Genomic DNA, 22,828 nt, shown 5'->3' with positions numbered 1-22,828 from the left:
CAATTTATTAGTCTCCATGATGGCCTTAAATAACAAAATATTGGTAGAAGCAACGATAAAGAAGAGGTTCCTATGGGGTTGCTGGATCGGGCTTCAATAATATTGGGGGTGGTGAGTGCTGTTGTTCTTGCGGTCATCAGTGCAGTGGTGGCGCCTTTGCTAGGCCTTGAACCGGCATCAATACTGGTTGGACTGGTGGTTGGCCTTGCAGCCGCCGCCGGCTTTCTGGTCATCCGGGTGCTGGAGCCTGCCGAACGCGGTCTCAGGGCTCTGGATAAGGGCACCCTGGCAGAAGATCATCCGCTCCGGGCCCATTGCCGGCAGCTGCTTTCCGATGCGAAAGCCGGGCGGGCTCTGGTGGAAACCCTCTCCGGAAGCGCTGACAGGAACGCTATTTCCGCCGCCCAGGTCTCCTTTGCCGCAGACCAGCTCAAGATCCGGCTGGACCGTCAGGTTGAAGAAACCGCCCAGATGGCCGATTACGCGGGCCAGATTACCGAGACCGTGCGGGAATCCTCCGAGCAGGCGACCGATGCCGCCACCATGGCTCTCCAGAATAAGCAGGTCAGTACCGAGGGGCGCGAAGCGCTGGTCTCGGCCATCGATAGTGTGCGCGCGGTACACCAGCAGTCCGGTGAGAATCTCCGGCTGATCCAGGAGCTGAACGAGAAATCCAACAAGATCCAGGGCGTGACCGCCACCATTCAGGGTATTGCCGAGCAAACCAATCTGCTTGCACTCAATGCGGCCATTGAGGCCGCCCGTGCGGGTGATCAGGGTCGCGGATTTGCCGTGGTGGCGGATGAGGTGCGTCAGCTGGCGGGCCGCACGGCCCAGGCGACCGGTGAAGTGGCGGAAACCCTCGAGGAAATACGGTCCGATACCACACTGATTGTATCCCGCATTGAAGATCTTGCCCGCAGCATTGAGGAGGGCCTGACGTCTGTGGAAAGCGTGGGTGAGCGTCTGGAACAGATCAGCGAACAATCTGATCGGGTCCAGCAGCAGGTTGCCCGGATAGCCGAAATAGATCAGAACAACGAGCAGAGTCTGGCCCAGGTGTTCTCCGCCATTGAAACGGTGCGTGACCAGATTTCCGAGAGCGATACCAGCGTTTCCTCGCTGGCGGAGCAGGCTGCTACTTTGATGGAGCTTGCGGAAAAAGCCAATGCTTCATTTGCCCTGAACAGCGAAGCCAGTTATCACCGGCCGTTCTTCGATCAGGCCAGAGCGGGCGCTGACCAGATCGGCCAGATGTTCGAGCAGGCAATCCGGGATGGCAAGCTCTCAGAAAGCGCGCTGTTCGACAAGAGCCGGACTCCCATCCCGAACACGCACCCGCCAAAGTACTCAAGCAGCTTTGACAAATTTACCGATCAATACCTGCCGACCATCCAGGAGCAGGTGAAAAACGCCCATGAGGCCATTGTCTTTGCCATAGCCGCTGCGCCTGACGGGTATGTACCGACCCACAACAGGGATTTCGCCCACGCACCGACCGGAGATCCGAAGGTGGATCTGGTCAAGAGCCGGAGCAAGCGGCTGTTCAACGACCGAACGGGCATTCGTTGTGGCACGCACACCGAGAACATGCTTTTGCAAACCTATCGCAGGGATACCGGCGAAATCATGCATGATCTCTCCGTACCTATTTATGTGAATGGCAAGCATTGGGGCGGTTTCCGCCTGGGCTACCGTCCGGACAATCACTGACCGCGGCGGGATTTTCGGCCACGGGGGCTGTGGTAGACTCCGATTAATAGATCAATAGGAGACTTGTCTTGGCTGAACCGGAGTTTATTCCTGCCGACACGGACCCCGCCTCCCGCCGAAGTGATCCGGCGCGTAACCTGGCGGTGGTGGTCTACATCCTTCAGGCGCTGTCGTTTTTCGTAGGAGGCATTACCGGTCTGGTGGGCGTGATCATCAATTACGTCAAACTGGACGACGTCCGTAATACCTGGGTGGAGCGGCACTTCCGCTGGCAGATTCGCACCTTCTGGATCGGCCTGCTCTGGACCGTGATTGGCATAGTGACCACGCCGATCATCATCGGATGGTTTATTCTCCTTGGTATTTCTATCTGGATCATCTACCGGATCGTGAAAGGGGCTCTGGCCCTGAATGACGGCAAGGCGCCCTCCTGAACGGGCGACCGTTATCAGTCTTCGGTCACTTCCTTCAGCCCCATGGCACTGAACATCCCAGCCAGCCCCATCAGGCCCAGAACGATGATGACCGCCACTTCTGAGATCATTGACACGAGGGCGGTGAGGCCGCCGGTAACAAGCAGCAGAACACCGATGACCGTGTTGCTCACCGCCGTGTAATCGGTACGCTTGTTGCCCCCTGCCATGTCCACCAGATAGGTTTTACGCCCCAGCCTGACGCCCGCATGGGCAATGCTCAGTACGAAAAACGCAATCGGGTAAAACCAGACGCTGCCGATTTCCGTCCCGATAAACAGCGCGGTGAAGCCGACGATCAGGCACACACCGCTGGCCATTGCCGCCCCACGGATCATGACTCTCCGACTGGAGGTGTCTGCAGCCCAGCCCCAGAAGCTGGCACTGAGCGAGCTGGCGAGGCTGCTGGCCAGCAGGAAAACGCCCAACATCCAGCCAATGTCGGATTCTTTCTGTGCCAGTACGACCAAATAGGGTGAAGCCAGTGCCGAGCTGAGCAGCAGGGCCCGGGTAATCACGAAGTTCCGGAACGGAACGTCATCCCGGAGCAGGGACAGGCTTCGAAATGCCTCGTTGATGGCATTTCCGCCGCCACCGGTTTCACCGTCGTATTCTTCCACTCCGGCAAACAGCAGGCCGGCGATCACCCAGAGTGCCGCGGCCAGAAGTAATAATACGGTGTAAAAGGCGAGGGTGGGGTCGCCGCGTTCCCAGAACAGCAGCGCGGTCAACACAACGGTGGCGGTGCCGCCAATGGTGGAGGCGAGCCCGCCGAGCCTTCCCCGGCGGGTTTTCGGGATGCATTTGCCCTGTACATCTTTCATGGATACGGAGCAGAATCCACGGGCGAGGGAAAATACAATGAGGGCTGCAATGATCCCGGAACCTGCGGCATACCCCTCGAAAAACCAGATGCTGGCCGCCATGGCCACAACACTGGCGGCCTGTCCGAAGCTTCCAAGAGTCCAGAACCACTTGCGAACAGGTTTGCGGCGGACCCAGGCCGCAATGACCATCTGTGGGACGAGGGAACCGGATTCCCGGATCGGCACCAGCCAGGCCACCAGCGCGGGTGCACCAATGGCGCTCATCAACCAGGCCAATACGGTTTTGGGACTGATCAGCAGGTCGCCCAGTTTGGTCAGGACGTTGCTGGCAAGAATCAGAAAGAAATTGCGCGGCACTTCGCGACAGGCGTCATCGGAGATGTCGGTACAGACCCGTGCATCCTCTTCGTTGGCAATCAGGCCATAAAGTTGTTCGATGGTGTCCTTTCCGCTCTCAGGCAAACCGCTATCCTCCGGAAAATGTGTCGAAAGGATACCAGTGTGGCGCGGTATCCTTAAGTCCGGATTACGGCAACTGCGAGCGATCAGACCAGATGGTGGTCCCAGTGAACGGATAGATCTGCGAGTTCTCTGGCGGGTTTGCCGGCGCCGAGCCGGATAAGTTTTCCCCGTCCGGAGGAAACAAGAAAATCCCCTCCGGCAAGGGTCTGGATGCCCGCGCAATCGGCGATGTGTGCGCGGCTGACCAGCTCACCGGTCTTGCCCCGAAAGATAATGGCCGTTCCACCAATCGGCGAAGCCGCAGCCACGAGGTCGTTTTCCGGATGCGCAACCACGCTGGAGATGTAGTTGGCCAACGCTGTCCGGGTATCCTCATCGAACCGGTATTCCCGCAAAGTTCCCTCTTCAAGACGTGCCAACAAAGGCGGCGTTTCGTAGAGTGGGCCCTGGTGCTGATAGGCCACATACACGCGGCCATCGCCGCTGACGCTGACATGGCGGGCGCTTTGCTGGTGGTGGGGCGGCCTGAAACGGCCAACGATTTTGCCGGAGTGACGATTCATAAGTACCAGGGCTGGATCCATGGTGTCCAGATTCAGTTTCATGCGGTCGTAATCCGGGTGAGTGAGGATGCCTCCGAGACCGATCACCAGGGTTTCGCCGTCGGGGTGCAAGGTCAGCTCATGGGGGCCGATTCCCGCCAGATCAAAGGTTTTTGTCCGCCGATAACCCTTTTCGGCATCGTAGACTGCGATGATCCCCGCGCCCTGATCGTACCGGCTGGCGGTGACGTAGAGGCGTCGGCCATCGGTCGAGAACACACCGTGGCCAACAAAGTGTTCGCCCGGCTCGGCTGAAATATGGTGTTTCCGGGCACCTGTAGTGCTATCGAAAACGTAGAATGACCAACCCGGGCGGCGCTCGAAAAACAGGGTCTCTTGCTGGTGCGGTCGGTTGCAGCCGCTATGGCAGCGGGAATCGACAGGCGCCTGCCACACTATCCGGCCGTTGCGGTTGAATGCGCTGACTCCAAAACTGCCATCCGGGAACCCGACGGCGCCGGCATAGCCATCAGGTTGGACTGACGCTTTTCGGGGCAGCAGGGAACAGCCGGTCAGGCCCACGGCAACGCCGCCGGCAATGGACACCTTGAGAAGGGCTCTCCGGTTCAAAAGCATAGGATCAGGTTCCTCAGTCGCCATCGCTCGAGTTGAAGCCTCGTACTACGCCAAGTGCCACTGCCGCCTGGTCATTCACCAGCGTGGTCAACTGGGAAATATCAACGTAAAGGCTCTGCAGAGCCCGGAACTGGTCTTCTTCTTTCAAAGCCGTTGCCAGGGGTAGGTGGGCTCCGGGAAAGTTCTGCTGAACCTCGTTGAATTGTTTGCGAATGCGGTCTGCCAGGTCGGACGCCCCCTTTGCTTCCAGCGAAATTTCGAGCCCTGGTAAAAAGTACCGGTTCAGGCCGTCGACAGTCGCCGCGACAGTCTGCAGGCTTTTGCCGCTGCGCCAGGCGTCCGCGATGTAAGGATTGCGTTTGTTACTGCCGCGAAGACCCATGGGTTGGGCCAGCCTTCTTTCTTCCAGAATTTCCAGTGTTGCCATACCCGCTCGGATAGTGGTGTCGAAGTACTGCTCGGTCTCCAGATAGTGCGGTCTGAAAGCCTGCCAGCCAGCCATCAATGCGTCACTGTTGCTTTTCAAGTGTCCCGCGACGTTCGTTAGCAGCTCGCAGGTCCGGGCGACTGGGAGTGAAGTTTCCCCGGCATTGAACTCTTGGTCGAACAGCAGATATTCGATCATCGGGAAGCCTTGCACAGCGACACCGGACTGATTGATCACGCTCGGGGTGATCGGTTCGTCGTTTCCGATCAGGTAAGCCGCTTTCCGTGCAATCAGATTCTTCGGATCCGGCCAGAACTGGAACTGCCAGGAAAGGTTGTTGTTTTCGACCGGGCCGAAATCGACTAAGCGCACCTTCTGCCAGGCCAGGAAGGCATTCAGCCAGGCGGCTTCCACGTGTTCCCGGCTTCCCTCGGCTGGATTCTGGCAGTAGTCACGGGCGGATTCAGCCAGCTCTCCCGCTTCTGTGGTCAACGATTGATAGCCGGTCGCAATGCCTTCATACCACTGCTGGCGGGCCTGGGTGTTGGCATCGCTTGCCCACGCCAGGGGCGAGGTTAGTGTCAGGATAGATGTGCACAGCAGTCTGGTGATCCCTTGCATGGCTGATCCTCAGAGTGAATTCAGGAAATCGATCAGAGCGGATCGATCTTCGGGCGACATCTGGCGGTATCGGTCGGCGGCCGCCTGAGCCTCGCCACCGTGCCAGAGCACGGCTTCTTCCAGAGTTCGGGCGCGGCCGTCGTGCAGGAACCCGGCTTGCGGATTCACCACTTGGGCCAGGCCAATGCCCCAGAGCGGCGGGGTTCGCCATTCATTGCCATTGGCCAGGAATTCATCGCGGCCGTCGGCCAGGGCAGGACCCATGTCGTGCAGCAACAGATCCGAATAGGGCCAGATAGTCTGATTGCTAAGGTCCGGGCGATCGGCAACCTCGCCGGTCTGATGTCTCGGCGTATGGCAGCCAGCGCAGCCACTTTCGTTGAACAGCCTTGCTCCCTGCCGGACGGATTCAGACTCAATATCTCGACGCGCGGGTATTGCCAGACTCTTGGCGTAGAAGGTCACGAAGTTGGCGACCTTGTCGCTTACTTCCGGTTCACCGCCATGGGTAAACCGCTCACAATTCTGCTCGGGCATGCAGTCGGTTTTAGGTTTCAGAGTAGAGGTCAGTCCCATATCTCCGGCGAACGCACCCATGCTTTGCTGGTGGACATCGGGCTCGGCTGCCTTCCAGCCGAATCGACCGGGCACTGTCTGTTCCGTTGCCAGATCCCAGACCTGGTTAAGCTTTCCGGAGATGCCGTTTCCGTCCGCATCATCAGTGTCTTGGAGGGCTTGCAAATCTTCGATGGGGATGGCTTCCAGCAGACCCATTCCGATCATCTGCGGTGCTACCCGGGGCGATACCAGAAGGTCCTCGGGCAGTGGCCCATAATTTGGGTTCTCAATGCGGTACACGGGCTTGCGCAGTTCCACCACCGTCCCATCCGCGAGTGTTTCCTTCACTGGCGTCCATTCGACTATCAAATCAGCCTCTGGTTTGGCTGCAGGAAGCGCGGCTGTCTGGAGCTGGCTGCCATATACTGGCGCCGGTTTAAAACCGTGTTTGCGCAGAATGTCCGCGTCCAGCTCCGGATCAGCAGGGACTGCCAGTCTCAAAAACAGGGAGACCGGCGGCTCGTCGACACCGGGTGGGTGTCCGCGACCATCCTTGATATGACATCCCTGGCAGGAGTTGGTATTGAACAGCGGGCCCAGGCCGTCACGGGCGTCAGTGCTTGCCGGGGCTTCGACCCAGGGGTTCCGGAAGAAACTGTTGCCGACACTGAAGTCCAGACGTTTGGTCATGGACAGATTGCCCTGGGGAAGCGAGTAGGCATTGGTGTCTGACTGTTGTACGGTGCCCTCACCACCAGAGGCCGGAGATGTCTGGATCGGATAGCCCTCGTGAGTCTGGGCACAAACGTGGGCGCTGGCGATCGCCAGCGCCCCGATTAAGGCAAGCGGTTTCATCATGCTCAGGACGCGTGGCCGGCATCATCGGGAGACAGGGCTTCAATGCCCAGGTCGCGCGCAGCCTGCTCAATGGAACCGGTCTGTGCGACGAGCGCCATGATAGCGCCGTTGACGATACGAGTGCCCTCGGCATTCCCGGGTGCAATCATGGTGTCAAAAGCCATGGGATTTTCGCTGCTCTCCGCGCGGGCCTTCATTAGCGCCAGGGCTTCCATGGAGGCGTCCAGCTGGTTGTTAAGACGCGCGTCCAGCTCTGGGTCGCTCTGCTGAACCAGATCAGACAGGGAAGGGCCGGTCACCAGGCTGCCATCCACGCGACGATAGGTACCCGTGTAGACGTTCTGGATACCCTGGCCGTTGTAGTAGTGCGAATTGTGGGTATTGTCGCTGAAGCAGTCGTGCTCGTCCTCATAGGAGTTGGCTTCCAGAGCAACCTTCATTCGCTCGCCGGCCAGCTCGCCCAGAGACAGTGAACCCATGCCGAACAGCATTTTCTGAACACCCTGATTGGCGTCTGCAGCGGTCAATTGCGCCCGGTAGTTGTCACTGTCGCCCGGGGCCCACTGGGCCACCATCCACTCGAGGTCGGATACCAGAAGGTCTGTTACCGCATCCAGGTATTCGCCACGACGCTCACAATTGCCATTGGTGCAATCAGCGCCCTTCGCGTAATCCGTGACCGGACGCTCACCGGCGCCGCTTTCAAAACCGTGGAGATCCTGACCCCAAAGCAGGAATTCAACCGCGTGGTAGCCGGTAGCAACGTTGGCTTCAGAGCCGCCAACTTCGTTCAGATCTGCGAGCAGTGCAGGGGAAAGAGATGCCACATTCAGAGTCTCACCACCCACATTGATACTGTTGCTTGCGATGATGTTTGCGTTGGCACCGGCGTTGCCCAGCTCGTGCTGGTACCCGTCTGCCTTCACATAATCGATCAGGCCTTCATCGAGCGGCCAGGCGTTCAGCTGGCCTTCCCAGTCATCGACAATAGCATTGCCGAACCGGAACACTTCTGTTTGCTGATAAGGAACCCGCGCTGCCAGCCAGGCTTCTTTTGCGGTCGCCAGATTGGCTTCGGTCGGATTGGCGATCAAGTGGTCAGTTGCTTCGTCCAGCGCGCGGGCGGTGATCAGCGCATCTTCGTAGTTGGCATGAGCCAGATCGGCGTAGTGATCGACCACTGAGTCTTTGGTTGCTGGCTGATGGTCCTTGGTGAACCAGGGATGATTAGCGCAGCCTGCAGTGAGCAGAGCGGTTACTGTCAATGCCAGGGGGGCTGGACGAAACATGGACGTCATTCCTTTCTCCAAGTTCTGTTAATAGTGGTAATAATAAGAAGCATTATCGTTAAATATTATGAGTTCCGTTTTATCGAAACGCAAGCGGGAAACGGACTCGATCGATCAGGTTTGACGATTGTGCTCTTGCCCCGGGCAACCGTGATCGGGCTTAATGGCCCCGTCACCAGGGAGCTATTCTTGTATGTTGAGTTATTTGCACGCCTTCCACGCCGGCAATTTCGCCGATGTCCAGAAACATGGAGCCCTGGCACTGGTCCAGACCATGATGCGGGCGAAGGCCTCCGGTATTGCCTGTTTCGATACCCATGCCGGCAGTGCCATATACGACCTGCGAAGTGAGCGGGCCCGCAAGACTGGAGAAGCCGACCACGGAGTTCAGAGACTTTGGGGCGCCAGAGATCGGTTGCTGTCCGGGGACTGGAAGCCGTTTCTGGACGTGCTGACGGGATTCAATGCCGGCGGTGGTGAGCTGTCCGTTTACCCCGGTTCTCCTGCGTGGTTTCAGCATTTTCTACGGGATGGAGATGCGCTGACACTGTTTGAACTGCATCCGTCTGAGGGCGAGCAACTGGCGGACTGGGCTTCCGAGGCTCCCATTCGCGTGCTCAGACAGGACGGCCTGGCAGGTCTGCTAAGACAGTTGCCTCCCAGACAGCCGCGCCTGCTGACGCTGATTGATCCCTCTTACGAGGTCAAAACCGACTACATTGAAGTGGCGCACACTTTGGGGAAAGCATGGCATAAGTGTCGTCATGGCATTTTTCTTGTCTGGTATCCGATATTGACCAGTGGCCTGCAGGAACAGTTGAAAGATGCGGTCAGGGGCACTGATGCGCGCAAGATACTCTGCAGTGAGGTGCATCTGAATAATTCGCCGGAGCGAGGCATGGTCGGATCGGGCATGCTGGTGGTAAACCCACCCTGGGGTTTTGACTCCCGGTTTGGCGCAATGATGAGCGATGTTGCCGGGTCGGACGTTTTGAATTTGTCTCACGATATTGGTTGGCTGGTTCCTGAGTAATTGAAGGGACGGCAAGCAAGGGAGCGATGAGGTTGAAGGATAAGCCAGTAAACAAGGCAGGATCCGTGTGGATGCCCGGCGGCCTGATTCCGGTTGAGCAGTGGAAAGTGCCTGAAACGTCCGTGAGACGTTCACTCAAAGATGCGTTGCGCCATGCCCTGGCCCAGATTCGGGCGGGCGTGGTTGCAGAAAAGGAAGTGTTTGAAAGCCTCGATAACCTTCCGGAACTTTCAGCCGCCCGGCTTGAATCCTTTGCACCGCGGCCAGATCCAAGCGTGCTGGCGGAAGTGCTATCAAGGGCCCTTGAAGAGCTTGGGCTAAACCATGATTCCGGCAAGAGAGTTGCGTTACTGGTGGCTCCACCGTTCTCGGGTATTCGTTCTGCCCTTGAGTGTTTTCCCGAGTTTGAATTGCAGCAAGAGGGCGAGGCGGGCCGGTGGTCGCTGATCCTGCCACCCGAGAATCTGCTTCTTGATGAACAGGGCGCCAGGGAGTGGTGGGACACGCAGGATCTTTCCAGGCCGTGGGTGATTCCGGAACTGGCTGATTTCTGGCTGCGCCATCTGTCCGGACTGGCTCTGGTTCGGGAATTACTCCGTCGGGTTGCCGCGGGAGGCACTGCTCCTGGTGCTATTGGTTGCTCGAGCTGGTGTTGGCAATTCTGGTCCTCTTACTTCAGGGATGCGCACTTTTCGCCGATGACACCTTCGCCGATGGCAGCAGTCGAACTTGGTGAATGGTTCGAATCCCTTGCTGCCGGTGATAGTGATTACTCAATCACGGCCCGAATGGCAGACGATGGCCTTTGGGTATTGCCGATGACGGAAGGAAATGACGGGAAAAAGCGCAAACACAGTGGCTTTCTCCGGGATCTCGCCTCAGTAGCAAGAGGTAATCCCGGTGTTGCGCTGGCCATATGGCGACGCGCGCTGAGAGCCCGCCCTGAAGAAGAGGCGGGCACGGAGGAATCCGGCCCGGGTTCTTCAGACGGCGGTTCAGTCACCCGGGCCTGGGTTATCCCTTTTGATCAACTGGGTTTGCCAGCGGTCCCCCAGAGCCAGGGCGACAACATTGGCCTGCTATTGCACGCCCTGCTGTTGCACGATGGACTGGACGCCTCTCATCTGCAGTTGGTAACAGGGGTCGCGGAACATGAGGCAGGGTTTGTGCTGGCACGTCTGGCCCGCGCGGATCTGATTGAGCAGCAGTCATCTGGTGGTCGCTGGCAAGTCACCGCTCAGGGATACCCCTCGATTCGTCGGCATTTGCAGAGCTGGGGATTTCCGGTCGACACTTTCTAGGAGATGAGTGATGGGTGATCTTGGCATTCGGGAGGCGTTTTCAGCGATCACGTCGGAAGCGTTGCTGGAATCGTTGATGGTTGTGCTGCTGGCGACGGGCCTGATCATCGTAATACAGAAGCTGTTTCCGAGAATCGCAGTGAAACTCGGGGGCAAGCCCCGGTTTTATATCCTGGCGTCGGTGCCCTTGCTGCGATTGATCATTATCGTGGTGACCATCATCGTTGTGGTTCCGATCCTGGTGGAACCTTCGTTCGAGAACATGGTTGCCATTTTCGGAGCCCTGGGACTGGCTCTCGGGTTTGCCTTCAAGGATTACGCGAACAGCCTGATTGCCGGAATCGTAACCCTCTACGAAATGCCGTATCGGCCCGGCGACTGGATCGAGGTGGACGGGCAGTACGGAGAGGTCCGTTCGATTGGCACCAGAGCCGCGGAACTTGTTACGCCGGATGATACCGTGGTGGTGATACCCCACGGCAAACTCTGGGCGTCCCTCATTGCCAACGCCAACAACGGAACGGATAACCTGATGTGCGTGGCGGAGTTCAACCTTGAACCCCACCATGACGTCAGCCGGGTTATGGCGCTCTTGCGGGATGTGGCCTACACCTGTCCTCTTACCCGCACGTTCCGGCCTGTCGTGGTGGTGGTCTCCAACAAACCCTGGGGCATGTGTTATCGGCTGAAGGCATACCCGATCGAGTTGAAGGATCAGTTCCGGTTTATTTCCGAGCTCACTGCAAAGGGCGCAAGTGCGTTGGCTTCAGAGGGCGTCAGGTTTGTCTCAGTCCCCGTCACCGGAAACCTCTGAGCTTTGCTTGCGGGTTTCCGTTTGCTCAATCAATTGATTCAACCTGCCGAGAATACGCTGCCCGCTTTCACCGGTGCGCTCGAGGTAAATGTCACGCACCGGCATGCTGGCTTCCCGAAACGCCTCGCGTTCTGAATCGGTCAGGCGGACCACTTTCATGTGGCCCCCTTCCAGCATCTGCTCGAGCCGGGTCTGATTTAGCTCCTCCTGAGTCTCCCAGGCGATCTGCGCGACGTCCTTGAGTCCGTTGTCGAGCCATTGTTGCTGGTTTTCGGGCAAGGCGTCGTACCACTCAAGATTCGAGACCACTGAAGCGACGAACTGGGCCGGTCGCGCCAGGGTCATGGTGGTCTGCACTTCGTAGAAATCCATTTCCTCGATGGCGAAAACCGGATTGCTCTGGCCATCGATCTTGCGCAGCTGCAGGTCACTGTATACCTGGGAATAGGGGATCTGGCTGGGCTCGGCACCATAGGCCCGGAAGGTTTCTTCCGCCATGTCGGAGGTCATGGTTCGGATTCGCTGTCCGGTGAAGTCTTCCGGCGACCGCAGCGCCTTGTTAGCTGTCCAGGCCATCCAGCCTTCAGGCACGAAACCCAGCAGTTTCATGTTCTGGTTGGCATAGGGCGATTCAAACAATTCGAGCAATTCTGCGCTGGCCAGAATCTCTCGTGTAACGTCGGCGTCGTCCGGAAGAACATAGTGCAGCGTGAAGAGACCGACTTCAGGGATGGTGTTGGCAAGATGCCCGGGGGAGGCGAACGCCAGGCTTATGGAACCATTGCGAACCAGTTCAGTAAGCTGTGCCGAGGTTCCCAGAGAACCGTAGGGAAAAATATCGATTTCAATCCTGCCGTCGGAACGCTCCTCAATCCGTTCCTTCAACGCTTCGGCATAAGCATGCTGAACGCTACCCTCGATCTCCTCAAGGGCAAAACGCCAGGTAACCGGGTAATCGGGGGGTTCCGGGACATCGGCGGTCTCGTCCTCACCGCTGGTCTGGCTGTCTGAACAACCGGTCAGTGCAATGGCCAATGCCAGGCTCAATGGCCAGAACCTGAAACGGACGGTGGGCATAACGGGAACTCCAGTTTTCTCGATCCTTGGTTGATATTGCCATACAAGGTAACACAAGAATGCGCACTGCCGTGGGTTACGGGGTTGGATTGAATTACACTGTCGACCCAGACGATCAAGTGCATATAGGAGACAGTTCATGGAGTTTCAGTGTTGGGCAGGAGGCCGGGAATGACAAACCAGAAGCAGGCGATGCTCTATGGCCTTGGCACGGTGCTGTTGTGGTCTACCGTGGCAACCGCGTTCAAGCTCTCCCTCAGAGAGCTCGCGCCCGTTCAGATGCTGCTGATTGCGTGCAGTGCGTCGGTGGTTGTGATGGCCGTCATCCTGATGCTTCAGGGGCGCTGGCACCTGGTGTTCTCGCTCAGTCGCAAACAGTATGCCCAGTCTTTTGGCATGGGGCTGATCAATCCCTGTCTGTACTATTTCCTGTTGTTCGGTGCCTTTGACCGACTACCCGCCCAGGAAGCGCAACCGCTGAACTACACCTGGGCTCTGGTGCTGGCCTATATGTCGGTACCCTTTCTGGGGCACCGGCTACGCAAACTGGATATTGTCGCGGGCCTGATCTGTTATGCCGGGGTCGTGGTGATTGCCACCCGCGGGGCTGTCACTTCGCTGAGCTTCGAGGATCCACTTGGCGTTTCTCTCGCCCTCGGAAGCACAGTGGTCTGGGCGTCCTACTGGATTATCGCCACACGGGATACCCGGGATCCGGTGGTTGGCCTGTTCCTGAATTTCCTGTGTGGATTGCCGGTGATTCTGCTGATTTGCTGGTGGACAGAGGGGCTCAGTTTTGCCCCGGGCACGTCGCTGGTTGCAGCGCTCTATGTAGGCGTGTTCGAGATGGGTATCGCTTTCGTGCTCTGGTCCTATGCCATGAAAAAAGCGGAGAATACTTCGAAAGTCAGCAACCTGATTTTTATCTCTCCGTTCCTTTCGCTGGTGTTCATCTACTTTATTCTGGGCGAGCATATCCTGCCCTCCACATACATTGGCCTGGTTCTGATCATGATGGGGCTATGGATTCAGCAGAAAAAAGTGAAGGATCGGGAAGAGGCCCTGAACCTTGGCTGACTGGTTTGTCTACATGGTTCGAACCGCCAGAGGTTCGCTCTATACCGGCATAACCACTGACGTTGAGCGGCGGTTCAATGAACATCAGGGAGGCGCTCCCCGGGGGGCGCGTAGTCTGAGGGGGAAGGGGCCACTGGAACTGGTGTTCAGCGCGCCAGCCGGAGACAGAAGCCGGGCTTCACGGTTGGAGTGGCGCATCAAGCAATGGCCCCGGCCCAGGAAAGAGGCCCTGGCCCGGGGCGAGCTCAGTCTGCCAGATGACGTTTGATGTGTTCGCCTGCGGTTTCCAGCGCGGCAGTGGCTCGATCCAGCTGACCACTGTGTACCTGGAAAACGTGCCAAAGACTGTTATAGACCTCAAGGCGGGTTTCCACATCGTTCCGGCTTGCGGCCTCGGCCAGCCGTTCGGCGTCGTTCAGCAGGATTTCCTGGCTGCCTACCTGGATCAACAAGGGTGGCAGGCCGCTTAAATCCCCGAAGATCGGCGAGATCAACGGGTTGGTAAGGGGTTCCTTTCCGGCGTAAAGCCTCGCGGCCTTACTGGTCCAGCTGGCCTGAAGTACCGGCTCAATTTCCGGCGCATAAAGCTGCTCCTGGGTGAGGTCTATCCAGGGTGAAAACGCCGTGAGCGATGCCGGAAGCTGCAGGCCCTTATCGCGCAGTCGCATCGCCAGGGCAACAGAGAGCCCCCCGCCAGCGGAATCGCCGGCGACGGCAATCTGGTCCGGTTTCAGGCCAGCCTCCAGAAGCCCGTTCCAACAGGCTTCGGCATCATCCAGCGCAGCGGGAAACGGAAACTCGGGCGCCAGCCGGTATTCCGGCGTAACGATGGCGCAGCCGGTTGTTTTCGCCAGATGCCCGGTTATGCCACGGTGGGTACTAGAGGACCCGATGATGTAGCCTCCGCCGTGGAGATAGAGAACGGCGCCCCGGGGGTCATTGCCAAAGGTTGTCCGGGTTGCTGGCACTCCCCCAATGGTTATGTTCTCGAATTTCGCGCCTCTCGGTGGTGTCGAACTCCGATAAGCCTGGCGCACAATGCGTCGCTGAAGTGGCACCGGTACCGCCGGGTTGAGAACCGGTCTGACCAGCCGGTTCATGGTCTGGCGCAACGCACTCTCTAAAACGTGTTGCAACATCTGTGTCTTTCCCCTGCTATGGGTTAGGCCCGCTATAGGTTAGGATTGAAACCCCGAAATAGATAACTCATTCATGACAGGCGTTTAACTCTACGTGTACTGGAAAACGGATACCATAGAAATACCGGATTGGGACAGGCACTCACTTCTGGACAGACTCGAACCCTTCGACCCGACCCGCTCGCGTGATCTTAGTGATGAAATGGTGGCCTATTGTCGTTTTTATGGGCTGGATCTCTGGGTGGAACATCCGGACGTTGCTTATCATCAGGGTTACGTCAAAGCCTGCGGTCATGAAGTCATGGTGCATTATTTCCGATTGCCGGACCAGTCAACAGAGCGTGGCACGGTGTTCATTCTGCACGGCTATTTCGACCACGTCGGGTTGTACAGTCAGTTGATCGATCGGTGCCTGGGAGCCGGGTTTGATGTGCTGGCCTACGATCAGCCTGGCCATGGCCTTTCCAGCGGCACGCCCGCAGCCATTGGCAGTTTTCTTGAGTATCAGGGCGTTCTGTCAGACGTGATGGCTCAGGTCAGGGGCAAGTTGCGTCAGCCCTGGTTCGCGGTTGGGCAGAGCACCGGTGGAGCGATCCTGATTGATTATCTGTTGTCCAACCATCACAGCCAGCAAACCTCCGACTTCCGGAAAGTGGTGCTTCTGGCGCCCCTGGTGAGGCCGGCCGGCTGGTTGGGCGCAAAAATACTGCATAGCATGGTGAAGCCGTTTATTTCCCGCTGGCGCAGGGTATTTGCAGAGAACAGTGGCAACGGTCGTTTCCTCAGGTTCTTGCGGGAGTACGACCCGCTTCAGGCGAGGGCAGTGCATGTCGACTGGGTGAGTGCACTCCGAAAATGGGTCCCCCATATTGAATCTGCGCGGCCGGTCGACTTTCCTGTGACCGTCGTGCAAGGTGAGAAGGATCTGACAGTCGACTGGCAACACAATTTGCGTATTATCCGGAATAAATTTTCCTCGGTTGAGGAACGGAAAATCCCTGACGGACGTCATCATCTTGTGAACGAAGCTCAGGATTTGCAGGCAACCGTATTCAATACCATTATTGATACATTCACGAACTCGGCGGAAAAGACCCGTTAGACGGGTTGGCTGAAGAAACCAGGCACAGGAGAAAGCTGTGAAGAAGATGATTCTTGTATTTATGGTGGCAACTTTCGGTCTCGGCGGTTGTATGACCTATGACCCCTACACCGGTGAAGAGAAAACTTCGAATGCGACCAAGGGAAGCATCATCGGCGCGATTGGCGGTGCGGCTATCGGTGCGGCAACCTCCAGCAAGAGTGACCGCGGAAAAGGTGCCCTGATTGGTGCGGCCAGCGGCGCGGCCATTGGCGGTGGTGTTGGTTACTACATGGACAAACAGGAAGCCGAGCTGCGTCGCCAGCTGGAGGGCACTGGTGTTCGCGTGGTGCGCAACGGCGATGAGATTGAACTGGTGATGCCAGGCAATATCACCTTTGATCTGAATGAATCGAGCATCAAGCCGTCATTCAGCGGAACACTGGAATCCGTGGCTCTGGTGCTGAAGGAGTATGACAAGACCATCATCCAGATTGAGGGGCACACCGACAGCTCCGGCTCTGACAGCTACAACCAGCTGCTCAGTGAGCGTCGCGCCTCATCCGTGCGTGACTTCCTCCTGAACCAGGGTATTGAGCCGAAGCGTACCCGTGCTGTCGGTTACGGTGAGCGCTACCCGGTGGCCTCCAACGATACCGCAGCGGGTCGTGAGCAGAATCGTCGCGTTGAGCTGACGCTGGTGCCCATGCAGTAAGCTGGCTGCTCTACCGACATAAAAAAACCGGAGCAAATGCTCCGGTTTTTTTATGTCAGGCCGTGAATCAGAACAGGACGCGGCAGCGAATCGTTCCTTTCACCTTGAGCAACTTTTCCAGAGCCAGTTCGCCGTACTCTTTGTCCACATCCACGACCACGTAACCGATGTCTTCCTTGGTCTGCAGGTACTGCCCGCATACGTTGATGCCGTTCTCGGAGAATACCTGGTTGATTTCGGACATCACACCCGGCACGTTCTCGTGAATGTGCAGCAGGCGGTGCTGGTTCGGGTGGGACGGCAGTGCCACTTCCGGGAAGTTCACGGAAGAAACGGACGTGCCGTTGTCGCTGTACATGGCCAGCTTTTCTGCCACTTCCCGACCGATGTTTTCCTGGGCTTCGATGGTGGAACCGCCCACGTGGGGGGTCAGGATCACATTGTCGAATTCCCGCAACGGAGAAACAAACTCCTCATCGTTGGATTTGGGCTCAACCGGGAATACGTCGATGGCAGCGCCCAGCAGCTTGCCGCTGCCCAGCGCGTCGGCCAGGGCGTCGATGTCGACAACCGTACCACGGGAAGCGTTCATCAGAATGCTGCCGGGTTTCATTTGAGCGAACTGTTCAGCCTTGAACATGTACTTGGTGGCGGGGGTTTCCGGCACGTGCAGGCTGACCACATCGGCAATGTTCAGCAGCTCCTGGAGCGTACCAACCTGGGTGGCGTTGCCGATCGACAGTTTGGAGACCACATCGTAGAAATACACATCCATGCCCAGACCTTCGGCCAGGACACTGAACTGGGTGCCGATGTTGCCGTAACCGATGATGCCCAGCTTCTTGCCACGGATCTCGTAGCTGTCCTTGGCGGACTTCAGCCACTCGCCGCGGTGGGCCTTGGCGTTCTTCTCCGGAACACCGCGCAGGAGCAGGATAGCCTGGGCCAGAACCAGCTCCGCGACGCTCCGGGTGTTGGAGAAGGGCGCATTGAATACGGCAATGCCGCGGCGGGTAGCTGCCTGCAGATCCACCTGGTTGGTGCCAATACAGAAACAGCCCACGGCCACCAGCTTGTTGGCGGCTTCAAATACTTTCTCGGTCAGCTGGGTGCGCGAGCGGATGCCGATGAAGTGCGCATCGGCAATCTTCTCGATAAGCTCTTCCTCAGCCAGCGAGTGAGTCAGATACTCGATGTTGGTATAGCCCGCAGCATTCAGCGTATCAATGGCAGATTGATGCACGCCTTCCAGCAGCAGGATACGGATTTTGCTCTTCTCAAGAGACGTATTTGACATGGGCTTGCTTCCGAACCTTTCGTCACGTGAAATGACCTGTAGCCAGTGATCGTCGGGGCTGGCTCACAGAACAGGGGCGGTATGATACCATAAACGCAGATTTTCACAGCGCGCCGGTTCGCCTGAATCAACTGTCTGTGATTCCTGTTGCAGGATGCTCCGGCCCAAACCTGACGAGACCGAAAAATCCATGAATCCCGAACAGATCATTGCTTCCCTCAGAGACCTCATGGCTTCCGGTGACGCCCCCGGTAAAGTACTGACCGATCCGGCGGATCTGGACACCTACGGCAAGGACTGGACCAAGATCTACCCGCCCAAGCCCCTGGCGATCGCGTTGCCCAAGACCACCGAGCAGGTGCAGGCGCTGGTGAAGTTCGCCAACGAGAATCAGGTGGCACTGGTGCCCTCTGGCGGCCGAACAGGTCTGAGTGCCGGTGCTGTGGCCGCCAATGGTGAGGTGGTTGTGGCGTTCGACAATATGAACCAGATTCTGGACTTCAATGCCAGCGACAGGACGGTTCGGTGTCAGGCCGGTGTTGTGACCGAGCAGTTGCAGAATTGTGCTGAAGACAACGGTCTTTACTATCCGGTTGATTTTGCCTCCGCCGGTTCCAGCCAGCTCGGTGGCAACCTCTCCACCAACGCCGGCGGTATCAAGGTAATTCGCTATGGTATGAGCCGGGACTGGGTTGCCGGCCTCAAGGTCGTGACCGGCAAGGGCGATATTCTGGATCTGAACAAGGATCTTGAGAAGAACAACACGGGTTACGATCTGCGTCATCTGTTCATCGGCGCTGAGGGCACACTGGGCTTTATTACCGAAGCCACCATGAAATTGTCCCGGAAGCCGGATAACCTGACGGTGCTGGTGCTGGGTCTGAATGACCTGACCAACACCATGGATGTGCTGCAGACTTTCCAGAAAAAGATTGATCTCACCGCCTACGAGTTTTTCTCCCATCAAGCCATGGGACACGTGCTGGCCCACGGTCAGGTTCAGGCGCCGTTTGAAACCGAGGCGCCGTATTATGCGCTGCTGGAGTTCGAATCTGTCTCCGATCAGGTGATGGACGATGCCATGGCTCTGTTTGAACAATGCGTGGAGAACGGTTGGGTGCTGGATGGCGTGATCAGCCAGAGCGAAACCCAGGCCCAGAACCTCTGGCAACTGCGCGAGCGCATTTCCGAGTCCATCGCGCCCCGCACGCCCTACAAGAATGATATTTCCGTGGTCGTATCCAAGGTGCCGGGCTTCCTGCAGGAAATTGATGCCGTGGTCACCGAGCACTATCCGGATTTCGAGATTATCTGGTTCGGGCACATCGGCGATGGCAACCTGCACCTGAATATCCTCAAGCCAGAGGACATGGCCAACGAGGATTTCTTCGAGAAGTGCCAACAGGTCAACAAATGGGTGTTCGAGATTGTCGAGCGCTATCAGGGCAGCGTGTCAGCCGAGCACGGCGTGGGTATGACCAAGAAGCCTTATCTGCAGTACACCCGTAGCGAGGCAGAAATCGCTTACCTGAGGGGAATCAAGCAGGTATTCGATCCCAACGGAATCATGAACCCGGGCAAGATTTTCGACTGATGCAGGATCATATCGTAGTGCTGACAGGCGCGGGCATAAGCGCCGAAAGCGGTCTCTCCACCTTCCGGGACAACGGTGGGTTGTGGGAGCAGCACAGCGTCTACGATGTGGCTACGCCCGAGGCGTTTGCGCGCAATCAGGAGCTGGTGCTGCGGTTCTACAATGACCGACGCCGCCAGCTCGCCTCTGCCCAGCCGAACCGGGCCCATCAGCTGCTGGCGGAGCTTGAGCAGCGCTACCGGGTCACCGTGGTCACCCAGAACGTGGACGATCTTCACGAACGGGGTGGCGCGAGCAACGTCATTCACCTTCACGGTGAGCTTACCAAGGCGCGCAGTTCAAAATATCCGGAGCTGGTTTATGACATCGGTTATCGTGATATTAACCCTGGCGACACCTGCGACCGTGGCGCCCAGCTTCGTCCTCATATTGTCTGGTTTGGCGAGGAAGTGCCCATGCTGGACAAGGCTGCAGAAGTTGTCCGCACGGCCGATCACCTGCTGATCGTGGGAACGTCTCTGCAGGTATACCCGGCTGCAGGACTGGTTTACGAAGTGGACAGAGATGTCCCCATCACCGTGATTGACCCGGGCGAGCCGGCGTCAGTGTCACGGGCCCGGTTTATTCGCAAGGGTGCCGTCGAGGGTGTTGCCGAATGGGTTGCCCATTACCTGTAGGGTTCAGGCTTTCAGGTACCTTTCCAGTTCTTCCCTGAACGCAGCCTGAACACCCAGCCGCTTCAGCATCCAGTAATGACCGGCAATCATCCGGTCGATAAAGATGCTTTCCACCGGCGGCTTGAAGTAGTCGAGGTATTTGAACACGGTGCTGGTTTTCTCGGCCACGCGCTTGTGGATGTCGGCTTCTGCGAAGTTATAGGGCACCTCCCGATCCTCGAAGGGCACCACCAGAATGTCCCGCCACATAGCGTAGTAGGCTTCATCCACGGCTGGCTGGCTTCCGACACGCGCGCCCAGGTCAATCAGATGACGGTCAAGCGCTTCGTAGTCTTCCTCGAGGGCAGAAACCAGGGCGTTGCGGTAGGCGGCGATGATTTCCGGTTTCAGCTTCTTTACGCAGCCGAAGTCGTACATGACGATGGAGCCATCAGGCCGGTAGGCGAAGTTGCCGGCGTGGGGATCGCCATGGATGCACTGGAAACGGAAAAGCTGGTCCGCCATGAGCATGAAGATCCGGTGACCTATCAGGTTGATGGTGTCCTGGTCGTACCGGTCTCTCGTAACCTTGCTGACGTGATCTCCCTCAACCAGTTCCATCGTCAGGACACGTCGGGTTGAGTGGCTCTTCGCCACGGAAGGGATGAGCACCCAGGGCTGATCCTTGTGAAACTCCCGAAAGAGTTCGATATTTCGTGCTTCGTTCTCGTAATCCAGTTCTTCTTTCAGTCGCTCCCGGATTTCGGCGAACAGCCGGTCGACCGACTCCTTGGGCATTTTCAGCAGGCCGCCCAATCTCAGTGCCATGCGCAGTTGCTTGAGATCTGAATCGCAGGATTCGTCCACGCCGGGGTACTGGATTTTCACAATAACATCGGTGCCATCGTGGAGTCTGGCGCGATGCACCTGGCCGATGGAAGCCGCAGCGTAGGGTGTCTCCTGCAGGTACTCGAAAAGCTCGGAGACCGGTTTGCCCAGTTCCGATTCGATCTGCCCCACGATGACCTCAAAAGGCATGGGCGGGGCTTCTTTCTGAAGCTTCTCGAGCGCGTCCGAGAATTCCTTGGGCAGAAAGTCCTGGGTCTGGGAAGCGATTTGCCCGACTTTCATGACCGCCCCTTTCAGCTCGCCCAGGGTATCGGCGATCTGGTCGGCCATGCGTGTGTAGCTTTCGCTCTGCGCGCCCTCGTCATTTTCTGAGCGGAACAGGCGGCGCGCACGCTGGCCGGCATATTGCCCTGCCACAGAGGCAGTCATGCCAGCGAGTTTGAAGAAGCGACCACGTCGGGAGGTTACCGGTTTCTTTGCCATAAACAGATGTACGCCTTTGACCGGATTTGGGTTTAGCCGGCCCTGCACGTTAAACCACTTTGGTCTCCACGAACAGCAGGTCTTCCAGTTCAAGCGACAGGGTCTGGCCAGAAACCAGCGGGCCCACGCCTTTTGGTGTTCCTGTCAGCACCACATCGCCGGGCAGCAGAGTGAACTGGCTGCTGATGTGAGCGATCAGGGGAATGATGGGGTTGAGCATATCGCCGGTATCGCCGGTTTGCTGGCGGTTGCCATCAATGTCCATTGTGAAGTGAATGGGGGCATCGGGAAACTTATCGGCCGCGACAAACGGCGAAAGCGGACAGGCACCATCGAACCCCTTCGCTCTTTCCCATGGCTGGCCTTTTTCTTTGAGTTTGCCCTGTAGATCCCGCAGAGTCAGGTCCAGTGCCAGACCGTAGCCCAGTATTGCGGATTCGGCTTCGCTGGCTGAAGCTCGGGTCAAGGGGCGACCGATCAGAACCGCCAGTTCGGTCTCGAAGTGAACCGCCCCCTGGTCTCTTGGAAAATCCAGGGGACGGGTGATATGCACCGCCGAGGTTGCGGGTTTGATGAACAGCAGCGGTTCATCCGGCACCGGGTTATTGAGCTCCCGGGCATGCTCGGCGTAGTTGCGACCAATGCAGACGATCTTTCCCAGTGGCAGATGGACGGGTGTGCCATCCTTCCAGTGGTGTTGGTAATCCGGCATGGTCGCCTCCTGATTGCTGTTGATTATTCCCCTTCAAACGAGCAAACAGTATAAACCTGAAGGCCTTCGTCCTGCAGCTTGCGGGAGCCGCCGAGATCGGGCAGATCAATCATGGCTGCCACTTCCACAATTTCCGCGCCAATCCTGCGGATCAGACGGGTCGCGGCGAGCATCGTGCCGCCAGTGGCAATCAGATCATCCACCAGAACCACGTTGTCGCCCGGCTTGAACGCGTCCTTGTGTAGCTCCACGGAGGCGGTACCGTATTCAAGCTCGTAGTCCTCCACCAGCGTATCGAACGGCAGCTTGCCTTTTTTGCGGACAAGTACCAGGGACGCGTTGAGCTCATAGGCCAGTGCCGAGCCAATGATAAAGCCGCGCGCATCCACCGCTGCCACGGCATCAATCTTGTGGCCGTGGTAGCGGTGTACGAAGGCATCAATCAGTTTACGGAAGGCAGTCTTGTCCTGCAGTACCGTGGTTATATCGCGAAAGGCCACGCCCGGCTTTGGCCAGTCCGGGACCGTGCGAATGGCCTTTTTGATGCTTTCAGAAAAATAATCCATAAACGTTCCGTTTAATGCCCTGGAAGCG

At 57.7% G+C, this 22,828-nt stretch carries 22 protein-coding genes; 11 read left to right on the top strand and 11 right to left on the bottom strand.

Annotation, left to right across the window (positions count from 1 at the left end):
• Positions 1–72 precede the first annotated feature (72 nt).
• Positions 73–1,713 carry a methyl-accepting chemotaxis protein gene (locus ACP86_RS03180; protein ID WP_053112751.1) on the top strand — a complete coding sequence of 547 codons (1,641 nt, stop codon included), beginning with the start codon at positions 73–75 and terminating at the stop codon, positions 1,711–1,713.
• A 68-nt stretch (positions 1,714–1,781) separates the two neighbouring features.
• The gene (locus ACP86_RS03175) at positions 1,782–2,147 is read left to right on the top strand and encodes a DUF4870 family protein (protein ID WP_053112750.1); all 366 of its coding nucleotides are present in this window, start codon (positions 1,782–1,784) and stop codon (positions 2,145–2,147) included.
• A 14-nt stretch (positions 2,148–2,161) separates the two neighbouring features.
• On the opposite strand, the gene ACP86_RS03170 is transcribed toward ACP86_RS03175, so the two are convergent.
• The 5 genes from ACP86_RS03170 to ACP86_RS03150 form a co-directional block, all read right to left on the bottom strand.
• The gene (locus tag ACP86_RS03170; RefSeq protein WP_053112749.1) at positions 2,162–3,475 is read right to left on the bottom strand and encodes an MFS transporter; all 1,314 of its coding nucleotides are present in this window, start codon (positions 3,473–3,475) and stop codon (positions 2,162–2,164) included.
• Positions 3,476–3,558: 83 nt separating this feature from the next.
• A complete protein-coding gene (locus ACP86_RS03165) occupies positions 3,559–4,653 on the bottom strand; it encodes a DUF1513 domain-containing protein (RefSeq protein ID WP_053112748.1) in 1,095 nt (364 codons plus the stop codon).
• Between the two features lie 13 nt (positions 4,654–4,666).
• Positions 4,667–5,701 carry an imelysin family protein gene (locus tag ACP86_RS03160; protein ID WP_053112747.1) on the bottom strand — a complete coding sequence of 345 codons (1,035 nt, stop codon included), beginning with the start codon at positions 5,699–5,701 and terminating at the stop codon, positions 4,667–4,669.
• Positions 5,702–5,710: 9 nt separating this feature from the next.
• Positions 5,711–7,117 carry a di-heme oxidoredictase family protein gene (locus ACP86_RS03155; RefSeq protein ID WP_053112746.1) on the bottom strand — a complete coding sequence of 469 codons (1,407 nt, stop codon included), beginning with the start codon at positions 7,115–7,117 and terminating at the stop codon, positions 5,711–5,713.
• Positions 7,118–7,119: 2 nt separating this feature from the next.
• Entirely contained in the window at positions 7,120–8,406 is a 1,287-nt protein-coding gene (locus ACP86_RS03150) for an imelysin family protein (protein ID WP_053112745.1), read from the bottom strand.
• Positions 8,407–8,599: 193 nt separating this feature from the next.
• Here ACP86_RS03150 and ACP86_RS03145 point away from each other — a divergent pair, with 193 nt between their 5' ends.
• Genes ACP86_RS03145 through ACP86_RS03135 form a run of 3 tightly spaced genes read left to right on the top strand, consistent with a single transcriptional unit; the run spans position 8,600 to position 11,554 of the window.
• Complete coding sequence (locus ACP86_RS03145) at positions 8,600–9,439, top strand: 23S rRNA (adenine(2030)-N(6))-methyltransferase RlmJ (RefSeq protein ID WP_053112744.1); 840 nt, start codon at positions 8,600–8,602, stop codon at positions 9,437–9,439.
• Between the two features lie 26 nt (positions 9,440–9,465).
• A complete protein-coding gene (locus ACP86_RS03140; protein ID WP_075267577.1) occupies positions 9,466–10,740 on the top strand; it encodes a hypothetical protein in 1,275 nt (424 codons plus the stop codon).
• A gap of 10 nt (positions 10,741–10,750) precedes the next feature.
• Complete coding sequence (locus ACP86_RS03135) at positions 10,751–11,554, top strand: mechanosensitive ion channel family protein (protein WP_053112743.1); 804 nt, start codon at positions 10,751–10,753, stop codon at positions 11,552–11,554.
• Here the strand turns inward: ACP86_RS03135 and dctP are convergent.
• Positions 11,528–12,631 carry a TRAP transporter substrate-binding protein DctP gene (gene dctP / locus ACP86_RS03130; protein WP_053112742.1) on the bottom strand — a complete coding sequence of 368 codons (1,104 nt, stop codon included), beginning with the start codon at positions 12,629–12,631 and terminating at the stop codon, positions 11,528–11,530. The genes ACP86_RS03135 and dctP overlap by 27 nt on opposite strands.
• Before the next feature lie 171 nt (positions 12,632–12,802).
• Here dctP and ACP86_RS03125 point away from each other — a divergent pair, with 171 nt between their 5' ends.
• Positions 12,803–13,708, top strand: coding sequence for a DMT family transporter (locus ACP86_RS03125; RefSeq protein ID WP_053112741.1), 906 nt, complete (start codon positions 12,803–12,805; stop codon positions 13,706–13,708).
• A 13-nt stretch (positions 13,709–13,721) separates the two neighbouring features.
• Positions 13,722–13,976 (top strand): GIY-YIG nuclease family protein, encoded by a 255-nt coding sequence (locus tag ACP86_RS21975; RefSeq protein WP_014577843.1) that lies wholly within the window; start codon positions 13,722–13,724, stop codon positions 13,974–13,976.
• Here the strand turns inward: ACP86_RS21975 and ACP86_RS03120 are convergent.
• On the bottom strand, positions 13,954–14,847 hold the full coding sequence (locus ACP86_RS03120) for an alpha/beta hydrolase (RefSeq protein ID WP_053112740.1): 894 nt from the start codon (positions 14,845–14,847) through the stop codon (positions 13,954–13,956). The two genes, ACP86_RS21975 and ACP86_RS03120, sit on opposite strands and share 23 nt — an antisense overlap.
• Before the next feature lie 94 nt (positions 14,848–14,941).
• Between ACP86_RS03120 and ACP86_RS03115 the strand changes: the two genes are divergently transcribed.
• Together ACP86_RS03115 and ACP86_RS03110 are read left to right on the top strand one after the other, a co-directional pair.
• Entirely contained in the window at positions 14,942–15,949 is a 1,008-nt protein-coding gene (locus tag ACP86_RS03115) for an alpha/beta hydrolase (RefSeq protein WP_053112739.1), read from the top strand.
• Between the two features lie 46 nt (positions 15,950–15,995).
• Positions 15,996–16,643, top strand: a complete 648-nt coding sequence (locus tag ACP86_RS03110; RefSeq protein ID WP_227507921.1) for an OmpA family protein — start codon at positions 15,996–15,998, stop codon at positions 16,641–16,643.
• Between the two features lie 67 nt (positions 16,644–16,710).
• On the opposite strand, the gene serA is transcribed toward ACP86_RS03110, so the two are convergent.
• Entirely contained in the window at positions 16,711–17,940 is a 1,230-nt protein-coding gene (gene serA / locus ACP86_RS03105) for a phosphoglycerate dehydrogenase (RefSeq protein WP_053112737.1), read from the bottom strand.
• A 190-nt stretch (positions 17,941–18,130) separates the two neighbouring features.
• Between serA and ACP86_RS03100 the strand changes: the two genes are divergently transcribed.
• Positions 18,131–19,534: an FAD-binding oxidoreductase gene (locus tag ACP86_RS03100; protein ID WP_053115447.1), complete on the top strand. Its 1,404-nt coding sequence runs from the start codon at positions 18,131–18,133 to the stop codon at positions 19,532–19,534.
• Positions 19,534–20,211, top strand: coding sequence for an SIR2 family NAD-dependent protein deacylase (locus ACP86_RS03095; protein ID WP_008174047.1), 678 nt, complete (start codon positions 19,534–19,536; stop codon positions 20,209–20,211). The genes ACP86_RS03100 and ACP86_RS03095 overlap by 1 nt, the downstream gene beginning before the upstream one ends.
• A gap of 3 nt (positions 20,212–20,214) precedes the next feature.
• Here the strand turns inward: ACP86_RS03095 and ACP86_RS03090 are convergent, their stop codons facing one another.
• From ACP86_RS03090 to ACP86_RS03080, 3 genes are read right to left on the bottom strand one after another with little or no spacing between them, the layout of a single operon-like run.
• Entirely contained in the window at positions 20,215–21,522 is a 1,308-nt protein-coding gene (locus ACP86_RS03090) for an ABC1 kinase family protein (protein ID WP_008174049.1), read from the bottom strand.
• Between the two features lie 49 nt (positions 21,523–21,571).
• Positions 21,572–22,234, bottom strand: coding sequence for a fumarylacetoacetate hydrolase family protein (locus ACP86_RS03085; protein ID WP_053112736.1), 663 nt, complete (start codon positions 22,232–22,234; stop codon positions 21,572–21,574).
• A gap of 23 nt (positions 22,235–22,257) precedes the next feature.
• Positions 22,258–22,800 carry an adenine phosphoribosyltransferase gene (locus ACP86_RS03080; RefSeq protein WP_008174054.1) on the bottom strand — a complete coding sequence of 181 codons (543 nt, stop codon included), beginning with the start codon at positions 22,798–22,800 and terminating at the stop codon, positions 22,258–22,260.
• Positions 22,801–22,828 lie beyond the last annotated feature (28 nt).

Origin of the sequence: Marinobacter sp. CP1 (genome assembly GCF_001266795.1) — a bacterium.
GTDB classification, from domain to species: domain Bacteria; phylum Pseudomonadota; class Gammaproteobacteria; order Pseudomonadales; family Oleiphilaceae; genus Marinobacter; species Marinobacter flavimaris.
The sequence above is the reverse complement of the archived record's forward strand: the minus strand, read 5'-3'. Positions and strand labels throughout refer to the sequence as shown.